Origin of the sequence: Arthrobacter sp. SLBN-53 (genome assembly GCF_006715585.1) — a bacterium.
In the GTDB taxonomy this organism is placed as follows: domain Bacteria; phylum Actinomycetota; class Actinomycetes; order Mycobacteriales; family Mycobacteriaceae; genus Mycobacterium; species Mycobacterium neoaurum_A.
On record NZ_VFNN01000001.1, the window covers coordinates 4,195,433 to 4,208,461 of the forward strand.

The 13,029-nt window shown below is 68.3% G+C and carries 12 protein-coding genes; 11 read left to right on the forward strand and 1 reads right to left on the reverse strand.

What is annotated here, in order from left to right; translation table 11 throughout:
• The 9 genes from FBY28_RS20155 (at window position 1) to FBY28_RS20195 (ending at window position 10,533) form a co-directional block, all read left to right on the forward strand.
• Window positions 1-1,254, forward strand: a complete 1,254-nt coding sequence (locus FBY28_RS20155) for a lipase family protein (protein ID WP_141869077.1) — start codon at window positions 1-3, stop codon at window positions 1,252-1,254.
• Window positions 1,251-1,976, forward strand: coding sequence for a YveK family protein (locus tag FBY28_RS20160; protein ID WP_141869078.1), 726 nt, complete (start codon window positions 1,251-1,253; stop codon window positions 1,974-1,976). The genes FBY28_RS20155 and FBY28_RS20160 overlap by 4 nt, the downstream gene beginning before the upstream one ends.
• Window positions 1,977-1,997: 21 nt before the next feature.
• The gene (locus FBY28_RS20165) at window positions 1,998-3,233 is read left to right on the forward strand and encodes an alpha/beta hydrolase family protein (RefSeq protein WP_141869079.1); all 1,236 of its coding nucleotides are present in this window, start codon (window positions 1,998-2,000) and stop codon (window positions 3,231-3,233) included.
• Between the two features lie 57 nt (window positions 3,234-3,290).
• Window positions 3,291-4,568, forward strand: coding sequence for an acyltransferase family protein (locus tag FBY28_RS20170; RefSeq protein WP_141869080.1), 1,278 nt, complete (start codon window positions 3,291-3,293; stop codon window positions 4,566-4,568).
• Window positions 4,568-5,797 carry a lipase family protein gene (locus FBY28_RS20175; RefSeq protein WP_141869081.1) on the forward strand — a complete coding sequence of 410 codons (1,230 nt, stop codon included), beginning with the start codon at window positions 4,568-4,570 and terminating at the stop codon, window positions 5,795-5,797. The genes FBY28_RS20170 and FBY28_RS20175 overlap by 1 nt, the downstream gene beginning before the upstream one ends.
• A gap of 652 nt (window positions 5,798-6,449) precedes the next feature.
• Complete coding sequence (locus FBY28_RS20180; RefSeq protein WP_019514735.1) at window positions 6,450-7,913, forward strand: sugar transferase; 1,464 nt, start codon at window positions 6,450-6,452, stop codon at window positions 7,911-7,913.
• Between the two features lie 43 nt (window positions 7,914-7,956).
• Complete coding sequence (locus tag FBY28_RS20185) at window positions 7,957-9,213, forward strand: lipase family protein (protein WP_216847851.1); 1,257 nt, start codon at window positions 7,957-7,959, stop codon at window positions 9,211-9,213.
• Entirely contained in the window at window positions 9,203-10,003 is an 801-nt protein-coding gene (locus tag FBY28_RS20190) for a biotin--[acetyl-CoA-carboxylase] ligase (protein WP_141869082.1), read from the forward strand. The genes FBY28_RS20185 and FBY28_RS20190 overlap by 11 nt, the downstream gene beginning before the upstream one ends.
• Before the next feature lie 11 nt (window positions 10,004-10,014).
• Window positions 10,015-10,533 carry a PH domain-containing protein gene (locus FBY28_RS20195; RefSeq protein WP_019514732.1) on the forward strand — a complete coding sequence of 173 codons (519 nt, stop codon included), beginning with the start codon at window positions 10,015-10,017 and terminating at the stop codon, window positions 10,531-10,533.
• Here FBY28_RS20195 and FBY28_RS20200 read toward each other — a convergent pair.
• Window positions 10,488-11,147, reverse strand: coding sequence for a GtrA family protein (locus FBY28_RS20200; RefSeq protein ID WP_141869083.1), 660 nt, complete (start codon window positions 11,145-11,147; stop codon window positions 10,488-10,490). The two genes, FBY28_RS20195 and FBY28_RS20200, sit on opposite strands and share 46 nt — an antisense overlap.
• A gap of 108 nt (window positions 11,148-11,255) precedes the next feature.
• Here FBY28_RS20200 and FBY28_RS20205 point away from each other — a divergent pair, with 108 nt between their 5' ends.
• Window positions 11,256-12,494 (forward strand): 5-(carboxyamino)imidazole ribonucleotide synthase, encoded by a 1,239-nt coding sequence (locus tag FBY28_RS20205; RefSeq protein ID WP_286178296.1) that lies wholly within the window; start codon window positions 11,256-11,258, stop codon window positions 12,492-12,494.
• A complete protein-coding gene (gene purE / locus FBY28_RS20210; protein WP_141869084.1) occupies window positions 12,484-13,008 on the forward strand; it encodes a 5-(carboxyamino)imidazole ribonucleotide mutase in 525 nt (174 codons plus the stop codon). Before FBY28_RS20205 ends, purE begins: the two co-directional genes overlap by 11 nt.
• The last annotated feature ends 21 nt before the right edge of the window (window positions 13,009-13,029 follow it).

A 13,029-nucleotide genomic window follows, 5' to 3' on the forward strand; every position in this document is an offset into this window, starting at 1 on the left:
GTGGCGCCGAGCCTGTTCCGCGGCGCGGCTGCGCTGTGCGCCCTGGTCGTGCTGGTCACCTCCTGCGCGCCCGCGGAACCGGCACCCCCGCCGGAGGCGTCGGCCCCGCCGGCGATCAAGACCTTCACCCCGCCGTTCGACGGTAAACCCCGGCTGCCACCACCCGATATGACCGATGACGGGCCGGGCTCGCTGATCTCGGTGGAACCCATGTCGGGTAGCGAGCTGCTCAACCAGGATGACGCCACGTACATGCGGGTGGTGTACCGGTCCACCTCCGGCGTCGACGGCCAGCCCACCGAGGTATCCGGTGCGGTGGCGATCCCGCCGGGCGACCCGCCCAAGGGCGGCTGGCCCATCCTGGCGTTCGGGCAGGGCACCAAGGGTGTGCTCAACAAGTGCGCCAGCAGTCTGTACAGCAGCCTGCCGCTGAACGCCTGGACCATGTCGGTCTTCGTCCGGGCCGGATTCCTCGTGACCGTCTCGGACTTCCAGGGCGCCGGCGTCGAGGGGTATCAGCACCCGTTCCTCAACGCCAAGACCTACGGGTACAACGTCATCGACTCGGTGCGCGCCGCCCAGCGCATCGGCGCTCCGACCACCGGCCGCTGGCTGGCCTACGGCCACTCCGCGGGTGGGCTTGCCGTCTGGGCGGCGGCCGAACAGGCGCCCACCTACGGCCGCGGCCTGGACCTGCTCGGCACGGTGGCGATGGCACCGGCAGCCGATATGGCCGGTCTCGCCGACGCGGCGTGGAACGAGACGCTGACCCCCGACCAGCGGGTCACCCTGGTGTTCGCGCTGCAGTCGCTGAAGTGGTTCCACCCCGAGATGAACCTCGACAACTACCGTCGCGGCGTCACCGCGCAGAACTGGGATGCCCTCCTGGACTGCATCCCGCCCAACTTCGACGATATCGCCAGGGTGCGCGCCCTGATGACCAACGAGGACCTCAAACCGGCCACCTACGAGGACGTGGTGTGGTTGCGCGACCGGCTCGCCGAGATCGCGGTGCCCCAGGCGCCCAACCTGACGCCGATGGTGGTCGGCTACGGCACCCAGGACATGCTGGTCAACCAGGCCTGGTTCGAGCAGGCCCTCGACCGCGCCTGTGCCATGGGCAGCTATATCCAGATAGAGAAGGGCGTCGGCAAAGGGCACGCCGACCTGGACAGTGGATTCACGCTGCCCTGGTTGATGGACCGACTCGACGGGGCCGATCCGCCACCGAATGATTGCCTGAGCCGGAATTGAGGGCGCCGGTCGACGTCCCGCGGGCTCGGGACTATCTGACGATCCTGGCCAGGGGCTGGGTCATCATCCTGCTCGCCACGCTGCTGGCCCCCGGTGCGGCATACGTCGTGCAGAAGCTGACCTTCGACAAGGGTTACACCGCGTCGGCGCTGCTGTTCGCCCAGGTCGCCGGTGATCCCGGTACCTACTCCGCCTACGCGGGCGGGCTCGGTGCCAACGCCCGCATGGCCACGTACTCCTCGCTGGCCCAGTCGCGGGTGATCAGCCAGCGCGCCATCGACGAGACCGGCCTGCCGATGACCGCCGAGCAGCTGGCCGCCAGCACCACCGCCACCTGGGAGCCCTACGGCATCAACCGATTCGGCATGCCCAGCTCGGTGCTGCTGCGGGTGACCGTCTCCGGTGCCGACCCCGATCGGACCGTCACGGCCGTCAATGCGTTGGCGGCCAATCTGGCCAAGCTCTCCGGGGAGCTGGAGTGGATCCAGGCCGAACCCACCGATGCCATCCAGTACACCGGTCCGGTCGCCCAACTCGTGCCCGTCGACGCCGCCGCGGCCGCCCACAAGGTGCAACCCGATGTCACCAACACCCTGATCATCGCCGCCGGGGTCGGTTTCGCGCTCAGCGCGGTGCTCGTGCTGGCCGTCGGTATCGCTCGCGACAACGTGCTGACCCGCGGCCAACTGGTCGACGTCGTCAACGGCACGATGTCCACCTGAGTCCGAGGAGTTTCTGAGTTGGTGCCCAAGAAGATGCTGGCGAGCTCGATGCTGGCGGTCGCGTTGGTGGTCGCGGGGTGCGCGGGACCCCAGACCCCGCCGCCGGGGCCCCAGGCGACCGAGATCCAGCTGCCCGCAGACTATTCCGCGGACGGGCCCGGCGCGCTGGTCAGCGCGACCCGGTTGCCGACCGTGGATCGCCGACTGCTGCGGATCACCTCGATCGCCGCGCGGATCTCCTACAACTCGACCTCCGGGGTCGACGGCAGCCCGCAGGTGGTCACCGGCAGTGTGTTCGTCCCGGACGGCACTCCGCCCGAGGGTGGCTGGCCGACGATCGTGTTCGGGCACGGCACCACCGGCGTGCTCTCCGAATGCGGCCCGTCGCTGTCGCCGACGCTGCTCGGTTCCGTCGATGCGATCCGGGCGCTGGTCACCCTCGGTTACGTGATGGTCGTTCCCGACTACCAGGGGCTGGGCAACACCAACAGCTACCACCCGTACCTGGATGCCACGACCGCCGGATACAACATGGTCGACGCGGCGAGCGCGGCCAAGCATCTGGTCCCGGACATCTCGGATCGCTGGGTCGCCTTCGGGGTGTCCCAGGGCGGGCAGGCGTCCTGGGCGGCCAACGAGGTGTTCAACACCTACGGGGCCCACGACACCCGGCTGCTCGGATCGGTCAGCGTGTCCCCGGCCGCCGATATCACCGGTCTCGCCGATATGGCCGCCGCAGGCACGCTGTCGGCCCAGCAGCGCATCGCGATGGTGCTGATCCTGTCCTCGCTGCAGAACGCGCACCCGGATCTGAATCTCGATGACTACCGGCGCGGTCTGGTCGCCGAGAAATGGGATCTGCTGGCGGGTTGCTCTGTCGACGCCACCGAGGAACGGCTGGAGGTGGCCGAGAAGATCCCGCCGGAGGATCTGCGGCCCGCGACGCCGGAGGCCGTCGACCGGTTGCGCGGATATCTGCAGCAGATGAGCGGCCTGCCCAAGGCACCGGCCGCCGCCCCGATGTTCGTGGTGCACGGCGACGCCGACGATGTGGTGCCGGTGGCCTGGACCTCCGAGGCCGTGCAAAGAGCCTGCAATCTGGGCGACACCGTGGCATCGTTCATCGCTGGTGGCCGCGGACACGGCGATTTCGATCCCATCGTCGCGTTGGACTGGATCATCAAGCGGTTCGCCGACGCACCCGCCGACAGCACATGCAACGTCGAGGGCGGCCCGTCCATACTCAAGGGTGTCTGACGGGCCCTGGCCGATGCAGGAACCGAACCTCGAACGTCGCTCGACCGGAGAACGCTCATGACAGATACCAACGCGGCACGCGGTGAGGCACCTGCGCCGGCCATCGAGTCCCAGGTGGTGGCCAGCTCACCGACCCAGACCCGGATCATCGGGCTGGACGGAATACGCGGTCTGGGTTGCCTGGCAGTCGTCGTCGGCCATGTGGCACTGGCCTACTCACCGGTCACCCATGACAAGGCGTTCCTGGGCGTCCTCGGCCTGGCGCTCATCCTGTTCTTCGTCCTCAGCGGTTTCCTGCTCTTCCTGCCCTATATCCGGCGGCTCACCAAAGACCGGTCGGCGGCCGCGATGCCCGACACCAAGCAGTACGCGCTGCACCGGATCTTCCGGGTGTTCCCCGGCTATCTGGTGATCTTCCTGATCTGTAATTACCTGCTGCAGGTGGCCTACGTCGAGAACTCGGCGATCCAGCCGCACGGCACCGACGCCGGCACCGGGATGATCACCGACCCGTGGGAACTGCTGGCCAACCTGACGCTCACCCAGACCTATTTCCCGGACTATGTGCAGACCGGGATCAGTCCGTCCTGGTCGCTGACCCTGGAGATCGCGTTCTACGCGTCGCTGCCGCTGCTGGGGCTGCTGTTGTTCACACTGCGCAGGCGCACAGATGTCGCGCCGCTGGTGCTGGCCTGTCTGGCGCCGGTCATCCTGCTGACGATCGGTGTGGTGGGGCGGCTGTTCGCGCCGATGGTGTTCGCCGCGACCGGCGCCGACACCGTGACGATGCAGAACTGGGGCCCCACCTGGGCCGCGGTCTTCATGCGCTGCTTCTTGACCAATGCCGACCTGTTCGCCTACGGCATGTTCGCGGCCATCATCTATGTGGCGATCGAGCAGGGCGTGTTCTCGGCGCCGGCGGCCAAGCGAATCTATCTGCTGTGCTTCCCGCTGCTGATGGTGTCGTTCGTCGGTGCCCTGGCGCTGACCTTCGCAGGTACCGTCTTCGCCACCGCCGGAATCGGTTTCGTCTCCGCGGTGTTCATCGCGATCGTGGTGTTCCCGCTGGCGAGGGGCAGGGATTCGCGGTTGGCCAGGTTCCTCGACGCCAAACCGTTCTACTTCGTCGGGCTGATCTCGCTGTCGGTCTACCTGTGGCACTACCCGATCCTGTTGCTGCTTGGCCGCTACGGTCTGGCCGCCGGCGACTCGTGGGGTGGGATGCTGCGTAACGTGGGGGTGGTGGCCATCGTGACGATCGTCGTGGCGACGATCACCTACTACACCGTCGAACGTCCGGGGCTGGACCTCGTCAAGCGGTTCCGGAAGCGTTGATGCGTCGCAATCTGCTGATCGGCGGTGCGGTGCTGGCCGTGCTGGTTCTCGTGGCCGGCGTGACCGTCGCCGTGTCGCCGACCGTCCGCCAACAGCTGGGCCTGTCCGACCCGCCCGCAGTCGCCGCCCAAGCGGAGCCGATCCCGGGTGCCGATCTGTCCGGGACCGGTCCGGGATCACTGATCAGCGCGATGACGATGCCGGAGTTCAGTCGCAGCCCGCAGGGCTCGCAGATCAGCGCGGCGCGCGTGGTGTACCGATCCACCGACGGTGACACCGGGGCGCCCACCGAGGTGTCGGGGTCGGTCTTCATCCCGCGCGGGAGCCCACCGGCGGGCGGCTGGCCCGTCGTCGCGTTCGGGCACGGCACCGTCGGTATCGACGAGCCGTGCGCGCCCTCGCTGTCGGCGACCCTGCTCGGGATGACCGATTGGGTGGTCAAACTCACCGATCTCGGTTTCGCGGTCGCGTTCGCCGATTTCCAGGGCCTGGGTGCGCCCGGGGTGCACCCCTACCTGGATTCCCGGACGGCGGGTCTGAACATGATCGACTCGGTGCGCGCGTTGCGTCACACCTTCGATGACGTGTCGGACCGTTGGGCTGCCCTCGGCGGCTCCCAGGGCGGCGGCGCCGTCTGGGCGGTCGGCGAGCAGGCCGGTACCTACGCCCCGGACATGCTGCCCAGCGGCGTGCTGGCACTGGCGCCGGTGGCCGATGTCGCCGGGCTGGTCGACAAGGCCGTCGACGCGACGCTGACCAAGGAGCAGGGCGCGGCGCTGATCCTGATCATCGAGTCGCTGGCCCGGCTGCACCCCGATATCGATCGCGACGACTACCGGCACGGCGTGGCGGCGGCCGAATGGGACACCCTGATCGCCTGTTCCGGGGCAGCGGTGCATGATCGCGAGGGATTCATCGATCGACTCGAACCCGGTGACCTGTTGCCCACTTCACCGGCTGCCGCCGATCGGCTGCGCGGCTACCTGAAGGCCTGGGCGCTGCCGCAGCAGCGGCTGGCGGTCCCGCTGTCGGTCGTCTACGGGGGCAGGGACGAATACATCGATCCGCCGTGGACCGAGGCCGCGATCGCGCAGGCGTGTGCACTGGGTGGCAACGTGGTCGCCGATTTCCAGCCGGACAAGGGGCACGGCGATCTCGACGTCGCCGATCAGCTCGGCTGGCTCAGCGAGCGCCTTGCCGGGCAGCCGGCGGCCTCCGGCTGCGCCTGATCGCGTTCGCTGCCACCACGCCGGCACCGAGCCGGCCACTCGACGTCCCATGGCGTGTCCGGGAGCGTGTTTGCGCACTGTGCGGACGCTCGACCGGCCACATCGGGTGTCTGCTGTTCCGATGCGCGGAGCCCTAGGACGGTGCGCGACCTGCCGTGCCGGCCGCGGCCATCGCGCCGGCGCGCCGCCACCGGGTGCTCCGAGGGGCGCTGTGAACCGGCGGGGTTGCCGGAGCCCGATTGCCACGCGGCTAAGCGGGGGTCGCCGCAAGTGTGCGCGGGATCGCATTTTCAGCAATGGCTTGCCGGGTCCGTGACCAGGGTTCGGCGGATCGCGGTGCCGATGTAACGCTTCGGCTACTCAGACGAAAAGTCTTCAGTACGTCTTATTAACACGGGCGGTTTACGCTAACTGCCTGGTCAAATAGACGCGAGCGTCATTTTTGGTCGACACGGGGGAGCGGCGGCGGCGGGCAAATCAAGATCGTTCGGGCGAGCGAATTTGCGCCCGCGTCAGCCGGTGGTCAGAAATTTGGGCCAAAATGTTGCAAGTATCAGGAAACAAAGCGATAGTCTTATCCAGCATGCAGTGAGTGGTGCAGCAAACGAAGGTGGACGCGCAAGTGACGTTGGTGAGAGAGACGGAAGCGCCGGTGACCCTGACGGACCCGGCGCCCGTTCGAGATCACGATGGGTTGCTGTGGCAGCGGCGGTACGGTCGTGCGCTGCTCATCACCGACATCGTGGTGGTCGGGACGGCGATGGCGTGCGCACAGATGGTTCGGCTGGGTCGGCCGGTCACCGACTTCGACCCGCTCACCAAGTACTTCGGATTGCTCTCGGTCATCTTCGGTCTCATCTGGTTGGGTTTGCTGGCCGCGTACCGCACCCGTTCGCCCCGGATCGTCGGCGCCGGCATGGAGGAATACCGCCGGGTCCTGTCGGCCACGCTGTCCACCATCAGCGTGGTGGCTGTGACCCTCATGATCTTCCGGCCGGAATATGCGCGCGGATACCTGGCGCTGGCGTTTCCGCTCGGGCTGGTGTTCCTGTTCGTCGGTCGCAGCGCGTGCCGGCGGGTGCTGTCCTGGTACCGCAAGCGCGGGCAGTGCATCACCTCGGTCGTCGCCGTCGGTAACGCCGCGGCGGTGCGCAGCCTGGTGCAGTCCCTGGAACGGTCCTGGGGTTACGGCTACTCGGTGGTCGGTGTCTGCCTCACCGGCCGCTCCGGTGGCGGCACCCTCGATGTCCCCGGTGTCGGGCCGCTGCCCATCCTCGGCGACGAGCATCAGGTCGAAGAGGCCATCGCCAAGGTCAATGCCGACACCGTGGCGCTCACCACGACCGAACACCTCGGCCCCGACGGTGTCCGCGAGCTGTCCTGGGATCTGGACCGCCTTGGCGTCGACCTGGTCGTCTCGCCGGGCATGGTCGACGTGGCCGGCCCGCGGCTGACCATGCGCCCGGTGGCCGGCCTCCCGCTCATCCACGTCGAGAAGCCGCAGTACAGCGGAACCAAGAAGCTGCAGAAGCGTGCCTTCGACATCTTCGTCTCGGTCAGCGTGCTGTTGGCGGCGTTCCCGCTGCTGCTGGTGAGCGCCATTGCCATCAAGTTGACCAGCCGTGGACCGATCTTCTACCTGTCCGAGCGGATCGGACTGGACGGTAAGCCGTTCCAGATGATCAAGCTGCGCACCATGGTGGTGGACGCGGACAAGATGGTCGCCGGCCTCGCCGAGCTCAACGAGATGGACGGCGGGGTGTTGTTCAAGATCCGTCAGGATCCGCGCGTCACCTCCGTCGGCCGGATCCTGCGTCGGTACAGCATCGACGAGCTGCCGCAGTTCATCAACGTGCTGAAGAAGGAAATGAGTGTCGTCGGGCCGCGGCCGCCGCTGCCCAGCGAGGCCGATGCCTACACCGACCAGGTGCGGCGCCGGTTGCTCGTGCTGCCGGGCATCACCGGGCTCTGGCAGGTCAGCGGTCGGGCGGATCTGTCCTGGGACGACTCCGTGCGATTGGACCTGTCCTACGTCGAGAACTGGTCCATCAGCAGCGATCTGCTGATCGCTGTCAAGACCGTGCGGACCGTGCTCGGCGGTACCGGCGCCTACTGACGGCCACCAGGAACGGCACCGGCGCTGCGGTAGCGTGGAGTTCGTGCCGTCCGAGGTCAGATCAAGCCGACCACGCCGGCTCTTCGGCATCATCGCCCTCACCGTCGCCCTCGTCGCCCAGCTGGCTGTGTACGCCGCGTTGGCGCCGTTCGCCGTGCCGATCGGACTCGCGGTCGTCAACACCCTTCCCGGCCCCGGCGGTCCGCCCACCCCCATCCCGTCGGCGGATCGCAGCGCCGGCGGACCGGGATCGTTGGTGTCGGCGACGACCATGCCCGGTGTGACCCGCCGCGTGGAGGCCCGCAACATGCACGCGGCCCGCGTGCTGTACCGGTCCACCTCCGGCGACTCCGGGGCACCCACCGTGGTGTCCGGTTCGGTGTTCACGCCCCTGGGTGATCCGCCGCCGGGCGGTTGGCGCGTGGTCGCGATCGGGCACGGCACCGTCGGCATCGACGAGCCCTGCGCGCCGTCGCTCTCGGACACCATGTTGGGCGCGCTGGCGTTCGTGACGCCGTTCATCGATCGCGGCTACGCCGTCGCGGTGCCCGACTACCAGGGTTTGGGGGCCAAGGGGATTCATCCCTATCTCGATGCCAAGACCGCCGGACTGAACATGATCGACAGTGTCCGCGCGTTGCGGCACACCTTCGCCGACATCTCGGGAACCTGGATGGCCTTCGGCCACTCCCAGGGCGGAGCCGCCACCTGGGCGGCCGACGAGCAGGCGGGCGTGTACGCGCCCGAACTGAACCTGCTCGGGGCGGTGGCGGCGGCTCCGGCCGCCGATGTCAGCGGGTTCGTCGACAAGGCGCTGGCGGGCACCCTGACCTCCGATCAGCTGCTGGCGATGCCCGTCATCGTCGAAGCGCTGGCCCGCGTGCATCCCGATCTGAACCGCGACGATTTCCGGGGCGGGGCGGCCACCGAGAACTGGTCGGTGCTGACGGCATGCCAGGCGCCCGAGATATACCAGCGCGGTGCTGCCGCCGAGCAGCTGCGGCCCGAGGACGTGGCACCGCGCAACGGGGTGGCCGCCGATCGGTTGCGTCAGTTGTTGCGCGCCTGGGCGCTGCCGCAGCGGGCGCTGTCGGCGCCGATGTCGGTCTGGTACGGCGGTGCCGATACATTGGTCGACGCAGCATGGACCGCCGCCGCGATCAAACGCGCATGTGCCTTGGGTGGCACGGTGACGGTCCAGTTCGAGCCGGACAAGGGGCACGCGGAGGTTGACCTGGTGAGCCAGTTGAACTGGATGGCAACGAGATTCGCCGATCAACCGGTGCGCAATGACTGCTGACCGGATCGCCCTCGACGCTGCGGCGCTACGGGCAGGCCTGTCCGCACCCTGGCAGCGTCTCGACGTGGTGGACGAGACCGGGTCGACCAACGCCGACCTGATCGCCCGGGCCGCCACCGAACCGATCGCCGGTGCGGTACTGCTGGCCGAGCATCAGGCCGCCGGTCGCGGCCGCGGCGGACGCAGCTGGGAGGCGGTGCCCCGCGGGCTGGTCATCGTGTCGGTGGGCATCTCCACCGCAGGAGTCCACGAACAACAGTGGGGCCTGGTGCCGCTGCTGGCGGGCGTCGCGGTGGTGGACACGATGGCTGCCATCGGTATCACCGCGGGTTTGAAGTGGCCCAACGACGTCCAGGTCGGCGGAGCGAAGATCGCGGGCATCCTGGCCGAGGTCGCCTCGCCGCAGCCGGTGGTGGTGTTGGGGATCGGCTTGAACGTAGCGGTCAGCCCCGATGAGCTGGGGCAGGCCAATGCCACCTCGGTCCAGATTCTCGGCGGCCCCACCGACCGGACCGAGATCGCGCGCATCCTGCTGCAGCAGTTGGGCTCTCGGATCACGGCCTGGCAGGCCGGCGGCGGTGCCGCGCTGCTGGCCGACTACCGGACGCGCTCGGCAACCCTGGGCCGATCCGTGCGCGCACTGCTGCCGGGCGGCCGCGAGATCGCGGGTACCGCGACGGGCGTCGACGAGCAGGGGCGATTGTGTATCGACACCGGCGCGGGCACCGAGGTGGTCGCGGCCGCCGATATCGTGCATTTACGCCCGTTGTCCGGTGAGGTGTTTGAGTAGAGTCCACTGTCGTGGGCTATCCAGAAAACGTCCTGGCCAGGGATGAGCACGTCGTTCTGCATCGGCACCCGCACTGGAAGCGGCTGCTGGGGGCGATCTCGGTGCTGTTGTTGGCCAGTGCCGCCGCGGCCTTCGCCGCCGGCTGGGTGAATCAGACCGACTGGGACGACAACGCCAAGCGCATCATTTTCGCCGTCCTCGCCGCCATCTGGTTGATTCTGGTCGGTTGGCTGTCGGTATGGCCGTTCCTGACGTGGTGGACGACACATTTCGTGATCACCGACCGTCGCGTCATGTTCCGGCACGGCCTGCTGACCCGAAGCGGTATCGACATCCCGCTGGCGCGGATCAACAGCGTGGAGTTCACCCACGGGCTGCTCGACCGGATGCTGCGCACCGGCACGCTGATCATCGAATCGGCGTCACAGGATCCGCTGGAGTTCTCCGATATCCCGCGCGTGGAGCAGGTGCATTCCCTGCTCTATCACGAGGTCTTCGACACCCTCGATTCCGAGGAATCGCCCAGCTGATCCGGTCCCGTGATCCCGCGGTGCAGCGGGGTGACCGACCCGTTGTGACCGGCCTCGGCATGGTCCTCGAAGGCCTCGGCGATACCGCCGGCGGTCAGGGTGGACTCCAGCGCCTTCTCCGGGTTGCGGGCGAATTCGTCGGGGAACACCCAACGCCGGAATGCCCAGAAACGGAAGGCCATCTGCAGCAGGTTGCCGATGACATACGCCGAGATGAAGTCGGCGATGTTCTCCACCGTCAGCGACACCTCGGGCACCCGCAGACCCAGCACATAGCTGGAGAAGTACAGCGGCGCCATGGCAAGCAGTACCCCGACGCCGCTGACGCCGAAGAACAGCAGTGCTTCGTGGTGGCGCTCCCGGCCGCCGCGGTCCTTGAAGCTCCACTCGCGGTTGAGGACATAGGACGCGATCACCGCGACGATGCCCGCGATGATCTTCGCCGTCACCGGCTTGGGCTCCAGGACGGTGAGTTTCAGCGTGTAGAAGATCGCCGAGTCGATGATGAACGTCGTCGCGCCGACCAGGGCGAACTTGATGAGCTCATGGTGCCGCTCGGCGAAGGGCCGGAAGGCGCGAGGTAGCCGCGCGATCGTGGCATCAGCAAAGGACACGGAGATGAAGTCTACGCAAGTAACCCGGCCAACGTGAACCGCCGCAGGTCAGTCCTGGTACCGGCGGTCCGCTCGGCCCCCGCGTCCGGCATGACAACATAGGTAGCCGTGTCCCGAACGCCCTCTGTCTCCCGAGCGCCCACTGTCGTGATGATCGGCGGCGGTCAACTGGCCAGGATGACCCACCAGGCCGCCATCGCGCTGGGGCAATCCCTGCGCGTGCTGGCCGCCGATCCCGGCGACCCCGCCGCTCAGGTCACACCGGATGTGGTGCTGGGCGCCCACACCGACCTGGATGCGCTGCGCCGCGCGGCCCAGGGGGTGGCGGCATTGACCTTCGACCACGAGCACGTGCCGACCGAACACCTCGAACAGCTGGTCGCCGAGGGGGTGACGGTGCATCCGCCGCCACAGGCGCTGATCCACGCCCAGGACAAGCTGGTGATGCGTCGCAAGCTGGAGGCCCTCGGTGCGCCGATCCCGGCCTACGCCACGGTGAGCAGCGTCGATGATGTCGACGCGTTCGCCGCGCGGACCGGCGCCCCGGTCGTCATCAAGACCGTCCGCGGCGGCTACGACGGTCGCGGGGTGGTGTTGGCGCGCGATCTGGCCCATGCGCGCGAGGCCGTCGCCGGGTACCTGGCCGACGGTGTCGAGGTGATGCTGGAGGAGCGGGTCGCCTGGCGTCGGGAGCTCTCGGCGCTGGTGGCGCGGTCGCCGTTCGGGCAGGGCGCGGCGTGGCCGGTGGTGCAGACCGTCCAGCGCAACGGGATCTGCGTCGAGGTCATCGCCCCGGCACCCGGGTTGGCGCCCGAGATCGCCGCCGGAGCCGAGGCGCTGGGGCTGCGGTTGGCCGAGGAGCTGGGTGTCGTCGGAGTCTTGGCCGTCGAGCTCTTCGAGACCGAGGCCGGCCAGATCCTGGTGAACGAGCTCGCGATGCGCCCGCACAACTCCGGGCACTGGAGCATGGACGGTGCCCGCACGGGCCAGTTCGAGCAGCACCTGCGCGCGGTGCTGGATTATCCGCTCGGTGACACCTCGGCGCTGGCGCCGGTGACGGTGATGGGCAATGTCCTGGGCGCGGCGGAGGTGCCTTCGATGTCGATGGACGAGCGCGTACACCACCTGTGTGGCCGGATGCCCGATGCCAAGATCCACCTGTACGGCAAGGGGGAGCGGCCGGGTCGCAAGATCGGGCACGTCAACATCGTGGGAGGCAGCTGGGCAGGGCCCGGTCCCGCCTCGCCGGACAATGCGGAATATGTTGCGGCACTGCGGGAACGGGCGCAGCGGGCGGCGCACTGGCTGTCGCATGCCGAGTGGACCGACGGATGGGATGGACACTGAGTTGACCGAAAAACTGCGGCCCCGTGTCGGGGTCATCATGGGCAGCGACAGCGACTGGTCGGTGATGGAGGCCGCGGTGACCGCGCTGGCCGAGTTCGACATCCCGTTCGAGATCGGTGTCGTGTCGGCCCACCGCACCCCGGGCCGGATGCTGGAGTACGCACAGAACGCCGCCGGGCGCGGTATCGAGATCATCATCGCCGGCGCGGGCGGGGCTGCGCACCTGCCGGGCATGGTCGCCGCCGCGACACCGCTGCCGGTCATCGGTGTGCCGGTGCCGCTGGCGCGACTGGACGGCCTGGACTCGCTGCTGTCGATCGTGCAGATGCCGGCCGGGGTGCCGGTGGCGACGGTGTCCATCGGCGGTGCCCGCAACGCGGGCCTGCTGGCGGTGCGGATCCTGGGTGCCTCCGATCCCGCGTTGCGCTCCCGGATCGAGGATTTCCAGGCGGGTCTGGAGCAGATGGTGCTGGAGAAAGACGCCGCGTTGCGCAATCGCCTACTCGGCAATTGAGTGAATCGCTATTAACCGGCT

Coding starts and splice junctions, on each gene's coding strand:
- FBY28_RS20170 (WP_141869080.1), top strand. CDS start 3,291: ATGACAGATACCAACGCGGCACGCGGTGAGGCACCTGCGCCGGCCATC.
- FBY28_RS20175 (WP_141869081.1), top strand. CDS start 4,568: ATGCGTCGCAATCTGCTGATCGGCGGTGCGGTGCTGGCCGTGCTGGTT.
- FBY28_RS20190 (WP_141869082.1), top strand. CDS start 9,203: ATGACTGCTGACCGGATCGCCCTCGACGCTGCGGCGCTACGGGCAGGC.
- purE (WP_141869084.1), top strand. CDS start 12,484: ATGGACACTGAGTTGACCGAAAAACTGCGGCCCCGTGTCGGGGTCATC.